Origin of the sequence: Pseudodesulfovibrio sp. JC047, assembly GCF_010468615.1 — a bacterium.
GTDB lineage: Bacteria > Desulfobacterota > Desulfovibrionia > Desulfovibrionales > Desulfovibrionaceae > Pseudodesulfovibrio.
In genome coordinates this window covers 23,511-40,798 of sequence record NZ_WUEH01000009.1, presented here as the reverse complement: position 1 = coordinate 40,798, position 17,288 = coordinate 23,511, and the positions used below count along the sequence as shown (strand labels likewise).

Genomic DNA, 17,288 nt, shown 5'->3' with positions numbered 1-17,288 from the left:
CGATGAAACCACTTGCGAAACGCCCTGCATCCACAAAGCAACCCCGCTCCGCAAAGCACACACCTCAATGCTCTTGAGAACAGACTGTTTATCGATACCATACCCATTTTTTTTTGTACACTTTTGCCATGATGTTCCAGTTCTCTTCCCGATTCTCCACAAAAACAAATTGAACCTGCAAGCCCTCCAAAAAACTCAGTCCACCAATTCAGGAATGACGCCTTGTTTTATTTCCATTTCCACAATCCAAAAACCAATCCCCACCAGCTCCCCTTTTAAGGGGAAACGACCATGGCAACCCTTTTATATTTTATGAAGAAATAATATCAAAGGGTTGCAGAGTCTCTTGTTTACTCCTATGGAATAATTTCTTCACAAAACTACATTTCAAAAAGTGATCTGTTGAATTCCTACGGGAGGGAAATAATGCGACTCTACCAGAACCTCAGCCTCCGAAACAAAATTCTGCTTCCGGTCGGCTTTCTCGTCATTCTTATCATGGGACTGACCTTATCCATACTCATCGGGAAATTTCGAACGGTCTCTGAAAATGATGCGTCCATGCTCGGGACGGAAATGGCAAACCGTTTTGGGCAGGAAGTCAAAGCCGAACTCGACAAGGCCATGACCATCAGTTGGACATTGGCTCAATCGCTTAAAGCTGCCCAAAAAACGCAGGCAACGCCAAGCCGTGATGAAACAAATGCCTTTATTATGGAGATTACCGAATCCCACAAAGATATCTCGTCGGCATGGGTCGCATTTGAACCAGACGAATTTGACGGCAATGATTCCGCCGCTATTGGCTCGGAGGGGTCCAACGAAGTTGGCCGCTACGCACCATGGTACCAAACAGGTTCTGTCATGTCTGCCGCCACAAACCTCAATGGGGCATGGTATCAAACGTCACTTCGATCCGGGAAACAGGAAGTTCTGGAGCCAACTGAATACAATTTCGCCGGGAAAAAAGTGATCCTTGTTTCCACATCCGTCCCCATCAAAAAAGGCACACGCACCATCGGTGTTGCCGGTGTCGATCTGAACATGCAACACATGACGAAAATCGTTGCAGGAATTCAGCCTTTTGGAACTGGATACGGCTTCCTCGTCAGCCATTCAGGCATGATTGTAGCTGATCCGAATCCCGATAATGTTGGTAAAGCAGTCAACAAAATCTTTGGTTCGAAAATGAGCCACCTTATCAATACGTGTTTGAAATCCGACACGGCAGCCCACACAGCCTTCACAAGGAATAAAACGGCGTACCAACTCATCATCACACCTTTTTCCATTGGCGAAACCGGCAAAAAATGGGCACTTGGCGTTGCGATTCCAAAAGACAAAATCATGGAGACCGCAAACACAGCCACCCTGCTTTCAAGCGGCCTCAGTGTCGTCTCCATCCTGGTATTGCTTGTCATCGTCTATTTTCTGGCAAAATCCATCGTGACACCGCTCAAAAAGGGCGTCACATTCACCAAGGAAATAGCCTCCGGGAACTTGAATACCGCACTCCATATCGATCAAAAGGATGAAATCGGCGAACTCGCTGCCGATCTGAACGCCATGGGTGACCAACTCCGCTCCGTGGTCTCCAATGTCCAACAATCCGTCGAGCAGGTGGCAAGTGGCAGTGAAGAGCTGTCCGCCACGGCCCAGACATTGTCAGGAGGCGCCAATGAACAGGCTGCCAACGTCGAAACGGTCTCGTCCACCATGGAGGGAATGGCTTCCAATATAGGTCACATTGCCACCAATTCAAAAGAAACGGAAACACTTGCGCTCCGCTCGGCTCAGGACGCGGAAAAAGGCGGAAAAGCAGTGACCGAGACGGTCCATGCGATGCGGGAAATCGCCGACAAGATCACCATCATTGAAGAGATTGCCCGACAGACAAACCTGCTTGCCCTTAACGCAGCCATTGAAGCAGCCCGGGCCGGAGAACATGGCAAGGGATTTGCGGTTGTCGCGGCCGAAGTTCGCAAACTCGCCGAACGCAGTGGACAGGCAGCAGCCGAAATCAGCGATTTGTCCGCCTCCAGTGTCGCTGTTGCGGAATCCGCAGGCGGAATGCTGAATGAAATGGTCCCTGATATTCAACACACAGCCGAACTGATTCAAGGCATTGCCGCCGCAACCGGCAAACAAAGTTCAGGCGCGGTCAAGGTCAATGAGGCTCTCATGAGGCTGGACGAAATGACGCAACAGCTCGCTTCGGCCGCCGAAGAAGTCTCGGCCACTTCCGAAGAACTCGCCAGACAGTCGGTCCACCTCCAATCAGCCATTGCCTTCTTCCAACTTGACGATATGCCGGGAACCCGTTCCATGGTCAACGTCAACAGATCGGCTCATGCCCTCCCAACGGCTGGTCAAGGCAAGACGTCGTCCAGAACAACGAAAAACAGCGGCATGGAAATCCCGGGTATGTCCGACGACGGATTCGAAAAATTCTAATCCACCAAAACACCACGAATAAGAACAAGGGCGGGAATTCTTCCCGCCCTTACTTTTTCCCACGACTCCGGCACGTTCCACCGCTCTTGACAAAAAAATATCAGTTTCATTTGAACACTTATCAATATAAACACGTGTTTACATTTCCCCGACCACCCAGGACTTGCTCATTCACCATTGCCGGGGTAAGGTCGCTTCCTTCATGGCCCATGCCATTCACCCCTTCAACACCCAATTTTCATGAACGGATATTTCATTACCGGCACAGATACCGATGTCGGAAAAACCTGTGTCACAGCCGCTCTCCTTCGGAACCTTCTGGATGCCGGACACCATGCCCTCGCCCTTAAACCTATCCAAAGTGGCTGTCGAGAGACGCCGGACGGTCTGGTGGCAGACGATGTCGAAATATATGCCAGATTTTCCACTCCATATTTTCCAAACGGCTATCCCGAGGCCTGTTGTCACCGATTCGCCCCGGCCTGCTCTCCGCATCTGGCGGCAGAACTCGCAGGCACATCACTCAACGTGAACGAATTGGCTCACGCTGTCACCGAACTCGCCACAGGACACGATCTCGTCCTTGTGGAAGGAGCCGGTGGTGCAGCGGTCCCGCTCGGCAACAAACAGACCATGCAGGATCTGATGCAGCGTCTCGACCTGCCAGTGATCCTCGTCGCCGATAACAAACTGGGCGTCATCAATCACGCACTCATGACCATTCGAATGCTTCGAGACAGTGGTCTCGACATCGCTGGTGTGGTCATGACCAACACCACGCGGCCCGACACACAGGGCATTCTCATGCGCCGTAACAATACCGAAACCATCGCGCACTACGGCAATATCCCTATCCTCGCCGAAATTCCATTTATCGAACAAATCGATTTCGACGCCGAATATATCCGTCACATGGCACCGGCCATACGGCATCTTACACCGTCCCCGGCGGACGACTCGGACGACCTGACCTTTGATCGAGACCACATTTGGCATCCGTACACCTCTGCCGTGAACCCGCTCCCCTCGGTCAAGGTTCGCACGGCCCACGGTTCTCGCATCACACTGGAAGACGGGACCGAACTCATCGACGGCATGGCATCATGGTGGTGCGCCATTCATGGCTATGCCCACCCGGCTCTCCTTGACGCTGCCAGAACGCAACTGGGACGCCTGCCACATGTCATGTTTGGCGGACTCACCCATGATCCGGCCATCGAACTCTGCCGAAGCCTGTGCGACATGACACCAAACGGACTCGAACACGTTTTTCTTGCGGATTCGGGATCAGTCAGCGTGGAAGCCGCCATCAAGATGGCCTTGCAATACATGCAGGCAGATGGCCAGACACAACGGACCAAAATTTTCACCATACGCGGCGGTTACCACGGAGACACCTGCGGGGCCATGTCGGTCTGTGATCCAAACAACGGAATGCATCACCTCTTTTCCGGGCTGTTGCCACATCAAATATTCGCACCGCGTCCCACGTGCCGCTTCGGAGAACCATACGATCCCGCCAGTCTGGCTGAGACCACCCGTCTTTTCGAAGAGAACAGCCACCGCATCGCGGCCATCATCGTGGAACCGATCGTTCAGGGAGCCGGGGGCATGTATTTCTATCACCCAGACTACCTGCGTGGACTGCGAGAGCTGGCGGACGCTCACGGCGTGCTGCTCATTCTGGATGAAATTGCCACGGGCTTTGGCCGAACCGGTAAACTCTTTGCCTGCGAATGGGCCGATGTGATCCCGGATATCATGTGCGTGGGCAAGGCATTATCCGGCGGCACCATGACATTGGCCGCAACCGTGGCCACATCCAACGTGGCACAAACCATCTCCAAAGATGGCGGCGTCTTCATGCATGGCCCGACCTTCATGGGCAACCCGCTGGCCTGTGCCGTTGCCACGGCCAGCCTTGAAATTTTGCAACAGGGCCACTGGAAAACTCAGGTCCATGCCATCGAACAGAGGCTTGAAACAGCATTTGGTCCATGTCGGGATCTTCCCGGCGTCAAGGACGTCCGAGTCCTCGGCTCCATCGGCGTGGTTGAAATGGACACACCGGTCAACGTCCAACGACTTCAAGCCGCTTTCATTGAACACGGTGTCTGGCTGCGTCCTTTTGGCAAACTCATCTATGTGATGCCGCCGTATATCATCACTCAGGATGAAGTCTCTCGGCTCGGCTCGGCGGTTTTCGACGCCATCGCCCACCATATTCACGAATAAAGGAACTCTATGAATCTACTGGTACTGTACTTCGCTCTTTTCATTGGCATGGGACTCCATGAATATTTCAAACGAAAGGACTTCACGGAATTCGCCGTTGCTGGCCGTCGGAGCAGTGCTTCAGTCGTGGGAATATCCATCACGGCATCCTGTGTCGGCGCATCAGCGACCATCGGCATGACCGGATTGGCATTCAACGTGGGCACACCCGCTTTCTGGTGGCTCGGTTCCGGAGCAGCCGGACTCCTGATACTCAGTACCTTGCTCGCCGCAAAGACCAGACGAAGCGGAGTATTCACCCTGCCGGACATGGCGGAAAAATTCATTTCCCCCTCGGCTCGACGACTCACGGCCCTCATCATCATTCCGGCCTGGACCTCGATTCTCGCCGCCCAATATTTGGCCGCAGCCAAAGCCTGCACCGCCCTGTCCGGCATGGACCATTCCACAGCACTGGTCGGCTGCGCCCTGGTCATCACGGCCTACACCATGCTCGGAGGACAAAACTCCATCCTGAAAAGCGATGCCGTGCAATATGGCTTTGTCGCAATCGGACTCACATTGGCCCTGTACTTCACAGCCTCGGCGTCACCGATTTCCCTGAATGACATCCCGGTCCAATTCGTCAACGACGCATTCCCTTTGTCCAAATGGACCTATTTCATGATTATCGTGGGAGGCAGCTATGTTGTCTGCCCCATGCTGTTCGGACGACTGTTCTCCGCACGAGGAGAAAAACAGGCCACACACGGCACCCTGCTCGCCACAGCGGGCATCGCCATTTCTGCCGGAGTCATCGTCTGTATCGGTCTCTACGCCCGGGGGCTGGTCCCGGCCGGAACGGATGCGGACTCCATTCTGACCCATGTGGTCCCTTCGGTCATGCCAACATGGGCGGGAACACTGCTGCTTTTCGCCATGCTTTCGGCCATTATTTCATCGGCGGATTCCTGTCTCATCACGGCCGCGACCATTCTTGAACACGATGTCATCGGCGGAAGCAATACCACACGGTGCCGACTCATTATGACAGCAATAGGCATCGGCGCACTCGGCATCGCGGCATCCGGAGGCAGCATCCTGTCGCTGCTCCTAGCGGCCAACGACATCTATGTTTGCGGCGTGGTCGCTCCCATGTTCGTGGCCATCCTTGCCAGCGACAAACGGCCCGTCAATCCACGCGTCATGCTCTGCGCCATCCTGCTTGGCGGCCTGTTGGGCATACTGGCAGCGGCAACCGGGCTGAAAGCCTACAGTTTCGCCGGAGTCGGCCTTTCTCTCGCTCTGTCACTCGGAGCACTGATCCCCGCCGGCACACCATTGGCACCATCATCGCAGGGCATCAGAGAATAAACTGAAAAAAAACAAAGAAAAGGCTTGCCAATCTCTCGGTTCTTTAATAGACAAACGCTTCCTGAACGTGCCGAAGTGGTGGAATTGGTAGACACGCATGGTTCAGGACCATGTGGGGGTTTCTCCGTGGAAGTTCGAATCTTCTCTTCGGCACCAGTAAAGAACAAGGGCTGTGACACACGTCGCAGCCCTTTTTCGTGTGTGCTAGGCACCGTCTTTGATTTTCTTCTTTGTGGCCTACCGTCCTACACGGTCAACGGCCCACCCACGGTTTTCAGAAATCTTCGGCACAACACGACTGCCCACCTCTCCGCCAAATATTCACGTGTAAAAATCAAAGACAGCATCTCACGCTGAAAAATCTGACCGGCATTCTCAGAATATTCTACGAGGAAAAATGGGCAGGAACTCTGTGGACAATAAGACCCAATCCCATAAATATGTGAAACCCCACTCACCTTTCCTTCTTTTATGATTGCCACTAGTTATTACTGCCAATTAGTACAATATTTATAATGGATTATACACATTCATACTGTTAAAGTATTAAATACAAATACAACAACGCCCTTAAGGACAGGATAAAAAAATGACTTTAAAACTCAGAACAAAAATCATTCTAGGAATTTGTGCACCATTAGCACTATTGCTCATTATTGGTGCTGTCGCACTCTTGAATATCAACAAAATTGTAACCACCAACAACATGGTTGAACATACATATGTAACAGTCGGCGAAGCCCAGGGAATAATCGGGGCAGCGGTAGACATGGAAACCGGAATGCGAGGCTACCTGCTCGCAGGAAAAGAGGCCTTTCTTGATCCATACAAGGGAGGAGAAAAAGCAACGCATGAAAAACTCACCAAACTGAAACAAACCGTCTCGGACAACCCAAAACAAGTTGCTCGTCTCGGCGAGGTCGAAACACTCCTCAAAACGTGGCAAAAAAAAGTGACTGAACCTGCCATTCAACTGCGCCGTACAATTGGTAATGCGAAAACCATGAATGACATCGCAGACCTCGTTGCAGAAGCGCGTGGGAAACACTATTTCGATTCTTTCAGAGCCCAAATTGCAGAATTCATTGAAATCGAACAGACGCTGCTTGATAAACGAACTGCCCAAGGTGCTGACAGCAAAAAGATTGCTCACTCCTATAAAACAATCATCAAAACCATGGATATTCTCGCGAGTGCCATCAATATGGAAACAGGGATGCGAGGGTATTTGCTTGCAGGTCAGGAGAAATTTCTTGATCCGTACACTGCTGGTTCTAAAGAATTTGACGCTAAAATTGCAGAATTAAAAAAATACGTCAGCGATAATTCTGACCAAGTTGCACGTTTAGAACACATGCTGACCACGCTTTCCGAATGGCGCAAGAACGTCATAACCCCCGCCATCCAGCTTCGCCGAAACATTGGCGACGCAAAGAATATGGACGACATGGCTACGTTGGTAGGCGAAGCTCATGGAAAGGTCTATTTTGATCAATTCAGAAAACTGATGGCTGACTTCAGTGCCGAAGAAAACGGTCTCATGACAATTCGCCAAGAGGCAAACAAAGCGACGGTAAACGCCACGAACGTACTCATCATAGCATGTTTGGCCATTGCCCTTGCCATCGGTGGCGCGCTTGGAATTTGGATCATTCGTGACGTACAGGCTCAAGTTGGCGGAGAACCTGCGTTAATCGCTAAAATATCCCGACAAATAGCTGATGGAGACCTTGTCGTCTCATTTGGTGACATCAAGAAAAAGCAAGGCATCGTCAACGCATTGGATGAAATGGTCAGTCAATTGACTTCAGTTGTTGGCAACGTAAAAGGTGCAGCCGAGAATGTCGCATTTGGGAGCCAGGAGCTCTCAGCCTCGTCCCAAAGTTTGTCAGATGGTGCCAATGAACAAGCCGCATCAGTGGAAGAAGTCTCCTCATCTGTTGAACAAATGGCAGCAAGCATCCAACTCAATACTGAAAATGCAAAGAGAACGGAAAACATTGCATCCAAAGCGGCAAAGGATGCCGAATCCGGTGGAGAGGCTGTTGCTCAAACCGTTACAGCCATGAAGGATATTGCTGAAAAAATCTCCATTATCGAAGAAATCGCACGCCAGACCAACCTACTCGCCCTCAATGCTGCAATTGAAGCAGCTCGTGCAGGTGAACATGGTAAAGGCTTTGCTGTCGTCGCCGCAGAAGTTCGCAAGCTAGCGGAACGGAGTGGAACCGCTGCCACCGAAATCAGTAATCTCTCTTTTGAAAGTGTTGAAGTTGCTGAAAAAGCAGGAGAAATGCTCGGCCAGATTGTGCCTGACATTAAAAGTACCGCTGATCTGATTCAAAAAATATCGATGGCAACGACAGAACAAAACGAAGGGATAAAACAAATCAACGATGCACTTGCAACCCTCGACAAAGTTGTCCAACAAAATGCATCTGGAGCTGAAGAAATGGCATCCACTTCGGAAGAACTCTCCAGTCAAGCAGAACAACTCAACGCTACTGTTGCCTTCTTCAAAACCGATGACAACGCAAATAGCTACCGCAGTTCAACCCACATGAAACACAATTCAACTCAGCCAAAACAGTTGCCAAGGACTTCTACTGGAAAATCTCCCAAAAACACATTTACCGGAATCGATATGGACATGAATGAAAGCTCTGAAGAGGGATTTGAACGTTTCTAAACCAAGGGTTGAACATCGAAAAATGGCATCAGAAAGTATCGAATCAGCCCCTAAGATGGATGCTGCCATCAATGCCGAATACATAGAGGAAATGGGCCGACAGGGAGACCAATTCATTTTCATAATGAGAGCATCAAAACACGCTCTTCGCCCTCAATAAAAAACAAGGGCTGTGACACACGTCGCAGCCCTTGTTCGTGTGTGTTGGACGTCACTCCTAGTGCGCTGAAGCCAACTTCAAGCCGACAATGCCGACGACAATAAGCCCGACAAAGAAAAAGCGGGCGAATGTCGCGGGTTCCCCGAAAAAAGCCATCCCAAGGACAAATGTCCCCACAGCACCGATGCCGGTCCAAACCGCATAGGCTGTTCCCATTGGAATGACTTTCTGCGCCGTGAGCAAAAGCACACCGCTGACCGCCATGCATATCGCGGCAAAAAACAGCCATCCACCATGTACTCCATTTTCAGTCCAGCCCAACTTGAGGCCAACTGGCCATCCCCATTCGAAAATTCCTGCCAAAACGAGATACCACCAATGCATAGGTTCTCCTTATTTGCGATGAGCATGCCATTTTTCCCACACATATATCAAATACAGGACCAAATTCGTTTTCACGTCAACACCACGACAGAGGATACAAACAGGCGATCAAGAAGGTATTTCCTCAATGAAACGACCACACTCGGCGAAACACCCGCTCCGGAGTTTGGCCATTGCCAGCCATTCTATAACTGACATCATCCCTTTATTGGGTATACTCAAACCAATTCTCTCACCAAGGACGTCTTTTTGCCAGTTTTTCAGGCAATGACCCCTTGAATGCGATCCATAAAAACGGCTCTCAGGTCAAAAAATCGGAGGAACCATGAAAAAAATATGGGGCATACTCTTTCTGTTGCTGGCCCTTGTCTGCGCCACAGGTGCCCAGGCTTCCCAGACAACCGTTTTCACAGGAGGGACAGTCTACACCGTCGATCAGAAACAACCGTGGGCTGAAGCCGTTGTCGTGACCGACAACAAAATTGCCTTTGTCGGTTCGGCACACGACGCCAAGCAGTATATCAACGAGGACACAACGGTTATCGACGTATCCGGCAAGACTATCTTCCCCGGTTTTGTCAGCACGCACGACCACCTCATCGCGTCGGGATGGACCACGCTCGGCGTCCAGATATACGATGCAAAAGACAGGGCCGATGCCTTGGCGAAGATCAAAAGCTATGCCGATGCCAACCCGGACAAAAAAGTCATACAGGGAATCGGGTGGGATCAAAGCATGTTGGGAGGATTACCCACAGCCAGAGACCTTGATGCCGTGGTCCCGAACCGACCAGCCATCATCCTCGACAATACGATCCATGACGCCTGGCTGAACACCGCCGCCCTGAAGGCCGCCAACATCAGCAAAGACTCCAAGGACACTGTCCCCGGCGTCACCTATTGGGTTCGTGACGACGCGGGCAACCCGACAGGCGTGGCAATCGAAATCCAATGGTTCCAAGCATATATTGACATGGGTGCATGGGACCCTGAAACCATGATCGCTGAAAGTGCCCAAATGCTCCAGGCCATTGCCGCGAGCAACGGCACCACGACCTTCCTTGCTCCCGGCATCGTCACTCCAAACATCAAGGACGTGCACGGCGGGATGGAAACGGACTTTGTCGTCGCCATGGACATGATGCAGGACTGGGCGGACACGGGAAAACTCAAAATGCGGACATTGGCCCAACCCATGTTCAAATCCACAACAGGTGACCCGCAACGCTTTGTCGATTTTGGCATCAAAATGCAAAAACGCTACAATTCCGACATGGTCAAGGTCTCCAGTCTCAAGATTCACCCCGAGGGAAACACCATTGCCGGGACCGCACCGTTCATCGAACCGTACAAGGACAGTGAAAATCGCGGTTCCTTCAACGTGGAACCAGAGGTGACCAAAGCAATCGTGACCAAGGCCGCCAAAGTCGATCTGGACGTCTTCATCCATACTGACGGGGATCGATCTTCCCGTGCCGCCGTGGACGCCATCCTCGCGGCACGAAAGATCAATTCGGACAATCGAAGCGCATTGCATCACGCCATCTGGGTTCACCCTGATGACCAGAAACGTATCATCGACAACAAGATTCCGGTCAATTCTACGCCGAACTTCACGAACACCTTTGGCGGCGGTGCAACAGCGAATATGCAACTGATCGGTGAAGAGCGCGTGAACAGCTCGCTTGGCAGGTACCCGCACTTCGCCCGTCACGGCGTCAAAGTCAGCATCTCCGCCGATGTTCCAAGTACACCGCCGAGTATGCAAGCGCCGTTGTACGTGGTCACGGGTGCGACCACGCTGCTCGATATCTCGGACCCCAAGTCCACCCCCTTCCCGCCCAACCGCACGCCCATGACTGTGGAACAGGCCATCCGGGCGATCACCATCGATGCGGCATGGCAACTCCGCATGGAAGACATGATCGGCAGTCTCGAAGTCGGGAAATACGCGGACCTGGTCGTGCTGGACGGAAATCCTTTTGAGGTCGAACCGATCAAGATCGCGGAAATCGATGTTCTCATGACCATGATGAATGGCACATTCACGTACAAAAAAGGCGATGAAACGACCAGCGTCACGCTCCCGGATGCACGGGCCATGACCGCCATGGCCGAATTTGCCCATATGGTCTTTTGCGGAAACGGTCTCCCTGTCGGGCACGATCATTCCAACCACACCCACTGAGAAAAAACGGAGGCAGGGTTTCGGGCACCCTGCCTCCGTTCATTTTCAACCCATCCTCACAGCCTCGGCTGTTGAGTGACACTTCATCAGGAAAAACTACATAAATTCACCGTGGAATCAGCACATGGCAGTACGATCGTCGCGGTGGTGCCACCATCAAGGACACTGGCCAATGTCAATTGTCCCCGATGCTCCATGATGATCCGTCTGGCGACGGTCAGTCCCATGCCCACGCCGTCCGGTTTACTCGAATAGAAAGGATCGAAGACATACGGAATCTCTTCGGGCGAGACACCGAACCCCTGATCCATGACCGTCAGCATCACATCTCCCTCCGTGACACTGACACCGATGGAAATCACCGCTTCGTTCCCTTTGCTGAAATCAATGGCATTGAACAGCAGGGCCGAAACAGCCCGCTCGAAAAGATCGGCATCGACCTGGACCAGAACATCGGTTTTCGGCAGATTCCAAACGACATTGCGTCCCCGATTCACGGCAAAGGCATTGGCTTTGTCACAACTTGCCGTCAAGATATCGGCCAGCGGGGTATCCTGTTGTTCCGGTTCCAGTATCGATGCAAAAGATCGTGCCGCCTGGACAAGGGATTCCAACCGTTGTGCCCCGTATAAAATTGAATCAAACAGTTCCCGCTCCCGCTCCTCAAGGGTCAGGCTCCGCAACAACAGGTTGCTACTCCCGCCGATACTCATGAGCGGATTCCGTATCTGGTGTGCCATGGCCATGGCCAGCTTGTTCAAGCCTTCCACCCGCTCGGACTGCAACCCCTGGATCTCCCGCAAATAGCCGTTTTCCTTTTCAAGCATTTCATATTTGTCAGTGACATCTTCGATCAGCAGCACGATCCCGATAAGGGCTTCACTTTCCTGTAAAAAAGATGATGTGATGCACAGTCGCCGAAGCCCGCCATGAGAATTTTCATATGAAACGATATGCCGCATTCCAACGATTTTCTTCTCAATGATATCGAGAATAACCTGATTAAAATCCGTATTCTTATCAATGTCTTCAATGAAAAGTTCAGCCCAACTTGCCGCTTTCAGCCGTTCCGGAGGAATATCCAGAATAGCACTCAACGCATCGTTGGACATGACAATATCACCGTGGGGCGAGATGACCATCAACCCCAGCGGCAGGCTTTCGAAAATATTATGGGCGATTCGGGCTTGTGCTGTTTCCATATGCACCATCGTATACCTCCTAAAAAATATTTTTACATTATTTTATCAAATAGGGTATGTTTATGTTCAATTTATCCGAAGAACACCGTGGTTCAGCCCGTGAAAACAGGAGAGAGTCGTGCCGGAAAAAATACTGTTTGTTGATGATGAACCGGAAGTCCTGCGATCGTTCAAGCTGTTATTACGCAAAAAATATCGTATCGAGACCATGAGCAGTCCATCCGAAGCCCTTGAGCATATCAAGAATTCCGAAGAATTCGCGATTGTTGTCTCTGACTTGCGAATGCCGGAAATGGACGGCATCCAATTCCTCGTCCAGGTTCGAAACCAGTCTCCGGAGACCATTCGCATCATGCTCACGGGATTTGCGGACGTTGACGCCGCACTGTCAGCGGTCAACGAAGGCCGTATTTTCCGTTTTCTGGAAAAACCCACCAACAAGAAAACCCTGATCGCCACCCTTGAAGCCGGACTTCGGCAATACCGACTCATCACCGAACTCAGGGAAAAAAACAAAATCATCAAAGAAGATCTCAAGGCGGCCGCATTCATTCAAAAGAGCTTTCTCCCCAGTTGCCAACCAAATATCGAAAAACTGCATATCAACTGGAAATTTCAACCAAGTGAATACGTCGGCGGCGACATGTTCAATGTCTTCCATCTTAGCGATGAATATGTTGCGCTCTACATTCTCGATATCAGTGGACATGGCGTGGCTTCCGCCCTGGCTGCGATTTCCGTGGCGCAACATCTGCAACCACAATCAGGGTACCTTCTCGAAAACGAAACAGGATTGCCGGTTCCTCCCCAAAAAGTTCTCGAATTTTTGGACACCGACTTTCCCATTGAGCGATTCGAAAAACACTTCACCATGTTTTACGCCGTCATCAACATACACACCGGACTGGTTCACTACAGCAACGCAGGGCATCTCCCGCCCTTCATCCTGCGCCAAGGCACCGACCCGATCCCCTTGGACAAAGGCGGCACACTCATCGGTCTGGGAGGCATAGTCCCCTTTGAAGAAGGAACCTTTCAATTGGAAATCAATGACCGGCTCATCGCTTTCACGGACGGCATCATCGAATACGAATCATCCGATGGCGAAGATTTCGGTCACGATCGCTTCCTTACATCAACACTTGAAAACAGAGAGAAATCGCCCGACGTCATGGTGGGATGTATTTACGATTCAATGTTGGAATTCGGTCAAAATCGTCCTCCCCAAGACGATGTGACCGTGCTCTGCATGCAATACGGCGGTGATTCCGAGATGCAGGAAGGGGCCGCATGCAGTGCTGAGACATAAGGTGCAGGTAACTGATGTATGACAGGACACCAAGGGATATTCAAGGAACTGGCTGACAGATTCGGGGACGACGTTCTTGCAGAACGACTTCGGCTTCAGGTGGACTACGCAGCGACGATGTCCGGGAAAGGCCGAGGCAAGCTCCACTTCGAGAATCTCGGAAAACTTACCACCGCGTGCCGGATCGGGCTCGCTCTGACGGGACTGACCAAACGATGTGAACGTGAAAGCTTGAATTTTCAGATCGAACGCATTGAGACTACCCTCCCCACCCTGCCAGTCGAATTTGATGGACTGCGAATCCTCCAGTTGTCGGACATCCACATCGACGGTTTTGTGGATGGAGGCACGAAATTGCAAGAGAGTCTCCGGCATCTGGAATTCGACCTCTGCGTTCTGACCGGCGATTATCGGTTCCTGACCTACGGGCCATATGAAAAATGTGGTGAAAAAATGACGGCTCTGCTCAAAAAAATCCACTGCGAAATGGGCACATACGCAATTTTGGGCAACCATGATTTTATCGAAGAAATCCCCTACTTCGAAGCGGCCGGTGTGCCGGTACTCCTCAACGAATCCGTTCATTTTTCGAGGGGGAAACACGCTCTTTACCTGGCCGGAGTGGATGATCCCCACTTCTACGGATTGGACGACATCAAGCAGGCGCTGACAAACGTCCCTCGCGAATCCTGCATTATCCTTCTCGCTCATAGCCCTGAAATATATAAAGAAGCATCTGGACATGCGGTGGACTTCTACCTCTGTGGTCACACTCACGGAGGACAGATATGTTTGCCTGGAGGCACGCCGATCATCACCCATGGGGCCTGTCCGCGCTCCATGTGTCGCGGCCCCTGGTCCTATCGGGAAATGCAGGGATACACTGCCCGGGGAACCGGATGTTCAGGGGTACAAGCCAGGCTCAATTGTCCACCGGAAATAACGATTCACACACTTCGGAACGCATGATTTGTTCATTGAGGGCTGTATATAATTCATTATTGTGGTAATCATTGATATATTGTTAATAGATAGACGAATGAACATGGAGAAACGATATGGCTGAAGCACTGCATTTCGAAGAACAGACGCTCGGTGACGTCGTTGTCCTGATCCTTCAGGGCCGCTTTGATGCGACAGCGGCACTGCCTGTCAAAAACAGGATCAGATCGCTGATGGACGAAGAAAGTCGATACTTTGTTGTAGACCTCGGCAAAGTCTCGTTCATCGACAGTTCAGGGCTTGGGGCCTTGGTCGCCGCCCTTCGCCATGTGACCAACAGTGACGGGGATTTACGCCTTGCAAACATGACAGACAAAATCCAGCAGGTATTTTCACTGATCCGGCTCGACAAGGTTTTCAACGTCTATCCCGATGTGGCGTCCGCAGTGACCAGCTTCGAGGAGTAACGATCATGGCACACCGCCAAATGACATTTTCGATCCGGTTCGGCCCGGACCTTGAGAACCTCGCTCTCGGGGCGGACCTTATTGCCGAATTTCGCGAAAAGGCCACTGTGGAACAGAAAATCGGTGATCAAATCGAACTGGCCGTGGGCGAAGGACTGGCCAATGCCATCAAGCACTCCCAGGCCCATGGCGATGAATCCATTGGGTTGACGCTCCAGGTTAACGGAAATTTTCTCACGGTCATTATTGACGACAACGGCATCGGTTTCATCCCCGAAGAAGTTCCCTTGCCCGACTTCGAAAACCATAGACCCCATGGGTACGGACTTTTCCTCATGAATGAAGTCATGGATTCCGTGGTCTACGATCGCACAAATGGCATCAATACATTGACCATGAAAAAACAATTGGAGTCTTGAGTTATGGCATATCTCCTTGTGGTCATTTCCGTGACGTTCACCACGCTGGGGCAAATATTTCAAAAACTGGCAGCCACCAGAATCAAAACACGCATGGCAGCGGGCAAGCCCCTCTATCTGGCAGTCATCACACCCCATTTCTTTTTGGGGATACTGACACTGGGACTGGGGGCATTCACCTGGCTTCTGGTGCTGTCTCGGCTGGAACTCAGCCTTGCCTACCCGCTCATGAGTCTCGGATACGTTTTGGTCACGCTCTTTTCAAAATACTTGTTCAAGGAAACTGTCCCGCCCCATCGATGGGCTGGAATCGCCACTATTTTATTTGGAATCATGCTCATATCCAGGAGCTAGGAGCGTCCATGAAATCATACATACTGGTCGTCATATCCATCGTCCTCGGGGTACTCGGACAGCTCTTCATGAAAATGGGGATGATACAACTGGGGGACCTCGGCCCTTCCGGTATCATGACGGTCTTTCACATCGTTTTTCAGCCATGGGTTTTCGCAGGACTGGTTTCCTACGGAATCGCCATGCTCGTCTGGGTTGCCGTTCTCACCAACATGGACCTCAGCTACGCCTATCCCCTTCTGAGTTCGGGATACGTTCTGGTGGCACTGGGATCATGGTGGATGTTCGGCGAAACCATTTCGCTCGTGCGCTGGGGCGGCATTCTCATCATATCCCTCGGCGTCGGGCTGGCGGTCAAAAAGTGAGGTAACCGATGACAGATCAAACAGACATGTATCTCTCGGTGGTTATTCCGGCCTACAATGAACAGGAACGGATAGCGGACACCCTGTACACGGTGAAGGACTATCTTTCTGCGCAGCCATACAAAAGCGAAATCATTGTGGTTGACGATGGAAGCCGAGATTGGACCACGGAAATCGTCAAGACCATCGATCTCTACGGCAAGGAAATGAAAGACCAGAACGTCAGTACGATCATGGAAAACGTCAAGAATGTGGGCAAGGGGTTTTCCGTGGCCAGAGGCATCATCAAGGCGCAGGGCAAATACGTTCTGTTCTCGGATGCGGACCTCTCCACACCCATCAGTGAACTCGAAAAATTCCTCCCTGAACTTGAAAACGGTGTTGACGTGGTTATCGGCTCGCGACGGCTCAAGGAATCCGAAATCGAAAAAAAACCGTTCTACCGAGACCTCATGAGTTCAACCTTCAACGCGGTTGTCAGCCTGTTCGCCATTTCCGGTATTCGAGATACCCAATGTGGATTCAAGGCCTTCAGACGCGAGGCCGGACAGGATATTGCGCACCATCAGAAACTCTTCGGTTTCAGTTTCGACGTGGAGCAACTCTATCTTGCCAGGAAACTGGGATACAGCATCAAGGAAATCCCGGTCAAATGGCACCATATGGAAGGGTCCACGGTCAGTCCGATACGAGATGCCATCAAAATGTTTGCCGATGTCATGCGCATTCGGCTCGTTCATCGTGGTTTGACACAGCAAAAACAATAA

The 17,288-nt window shown here is 51.4% G+C and carries 14 protein-coding genes and 1 tRNA gene; 13 read left to right on the top strand and 2 right to left on the bottom strand.

The window, feature by feature from the left end; genetic code table 11:
• The first annotated feature begins 426 nt into the window (after positions 1–426).
• The 5 genes from GO013_RS07585 to GO013_RS17395 all read left to right on the top strand — a co-directional run bounded on the left by GO013_RS07585 (position 427) and on the right by GO013_RS17395 (position 8,731).
• Positions 427–2,454, top strand: a complete 2,028-nt coding sequence (locus GO013_RS07585; protein WP_163809799.1) for a methyl-accepting chemotaxis protein — start codon at positions 427–429, stop codon at positions 2,452–2,454.
• Positions 2,455–2,694: 240 nt separating this feature from the next.
• A complete protein-coding gene (bioA, locus tag GO013_RS07580) occupies positions 2,695–4,689 on the top strand; it encodes an adenosylmethionine--8-amino-7-oxononanoate transaminase (protein ID WP_163809798.1) in 1,995 nt (664 codons plus the stop codon).
• Between the two features lie 9 nt (positions 4,690–4,698).
• On the top strand, positions 4,699–6,042 hold the full coding sequence (locus tag GO013_RS07575; protein WP_163809797.1) for a sodium:solute symporter family protein: 1,344 nt from the start codon (positions 4,699–4,701) through the stop codon (positions 6,040–6,042).
• A gap of 69 nt (positions 6,043–6,111) precedes the next feature.
• Positions 6,112–6,198 (top strand) — tRNA-Leu (locus GO013_RS07570).
• A 433-nt stretch (positions 6,199–6,631) separates the two neighbouring features.
• Complete coding sequence (locus tag GO013_RS17395) at positions 6,632–8,731, top strand: methyl-accepting chemotaxis protein (protein ID WP_163809796.1); 2,100 nt, start codon at positions 6,632–6,634, stop codon at positions 8,729–8,731.
• A gap of 217 nt (positions 8,732–8,948) precedes the next feature.
• On the opposite strand, the gene GO013_RS07560 is transcribed toward GO013_RS17395, so the two are convergent.
• On the bottom strand, positions 8,949–9,275 hold the full coding sequence (locus GO013_RS07560; protein WP_163809794.1) for a multidrug efflux SMR transporter: 327 nt from the start codon (positions 9,273–9,275) through the stop codon (positions 8,949–8,951).
• Between the two features lie 325 nt (positions 9,276–9,600).
• On the opposite strand from GO013_RS07560, the gene GO013_RS07555 reads away from it, so the two are divergent.
• Positions 9,601–11,463: an amidohydrolase gene (locus tag GO013_RS07555; protein ID WP_163809792.1), complete on the top strand. Its 1,863-nt coding sequence runs from the start codon at positions 9,601–9,603 to the stop codon at positions 11,461–11,463.
• Positions 11,464–11,549: 86 nt separating this feature from the next.
• On the opposite strand, the gene GO013_RS07550 is transcribed toward GO013_RS07555, so the two are convergent.
• Entirely contained in the window at positions 11,550–12,674 is a 1,125-nt protein-coding gene (locus GO013_RS07550; protein WP_163809790.1) for an ATP-binding protein, read from the bottom strand.
• A 109-nt stretch (positions 12,675–12,783) separates the two neighbouring features.
• On the opposite strand from GO013_RS07550, the gene GO013_RS07545 reads away from it, so the two are divergent.
• The 7 genes from GO013_RS07545 (at position 12,784) to GO013_RS07515 (ending at position 17,288) form a co-directional block, all read left to right on the top strand.
• Positions 12,784–13,974, top strand: a complete 1,191-nt coding sequence (locus GO013_RS07545) for a SpoIIE family protein phosphatase (RefSeq protein WP_163809788.1) — start codon at positions 12,784–12,786, stop codon at positions 13,972–13,974.
• A gap of 18 nt (positions 13,975–13,992) precedes the next feature.
• Entirely contained in the window at positions 13,993–14,943 is a 951-nt protein-coding gene (locus GO013_RS07540; RefSeq protein ID WP_163809786.1) for a metallophosphoesterase, read from the top strand.
• 89 nt (positions 14,944–15,032) lie between these two features.
• A complete protein-coding gene (locus tag GO013_RS07535) occupies positions 15,033–15,383 on the top strand; it encodes an STAS domain-containing protein (RefSeq protein ID WP_163809784.1) in 351 nt (116 codons plus the stop codon).
• Positions 15,384–15,388: 5 nt separating this feature from the next.
• Positions 15,389–15,802, top strand: a complete 414-nt coding sequence (locus GO013_RS07530; protein ID WP_163809782.1) for an ATP-binding protein — start codon at positions 15,389–15,391, stop codon at positions 15,800–15,802.
• 3 nt (positions 15,803–15,805) lie between these two features.
• Positions 15,806–16,156 (top strand): EamA family transporter, encoded by a 351-nt coding sequence (locus tag GO013_RS07525; RefSeq protein ID WP_163809780.1) that lies wholly within the window; start codon positions 15,806–15,808, stop codon positions 16,154–16,156.
• An 8-nt stretch (positions 16,157–16,164) separates the two neighbouring features.
• On the top strand, positions 16,165–16,521 hold the full coding sequence (locus tag GO013_RS07520) for a hypothetical protein (RefSeq protein ID WP_163809778.1): 357 nt from the start codon (positions 16,165–16,167) through the stop codon (positions 16,519–16,521).
• An 8-nt stretch (positions 16,522–16,529) separates the two neighbouring features.
• Complete coding sequence (locus GO013_RS07515) at positions 16,530–17,288, top strand: dolichyl-phosphate beta-glucosyltransferase (protein WP_163809776.1); 759 nt, start codon at positions 16,530–16,532, stop codon at positions 17,286–17,288.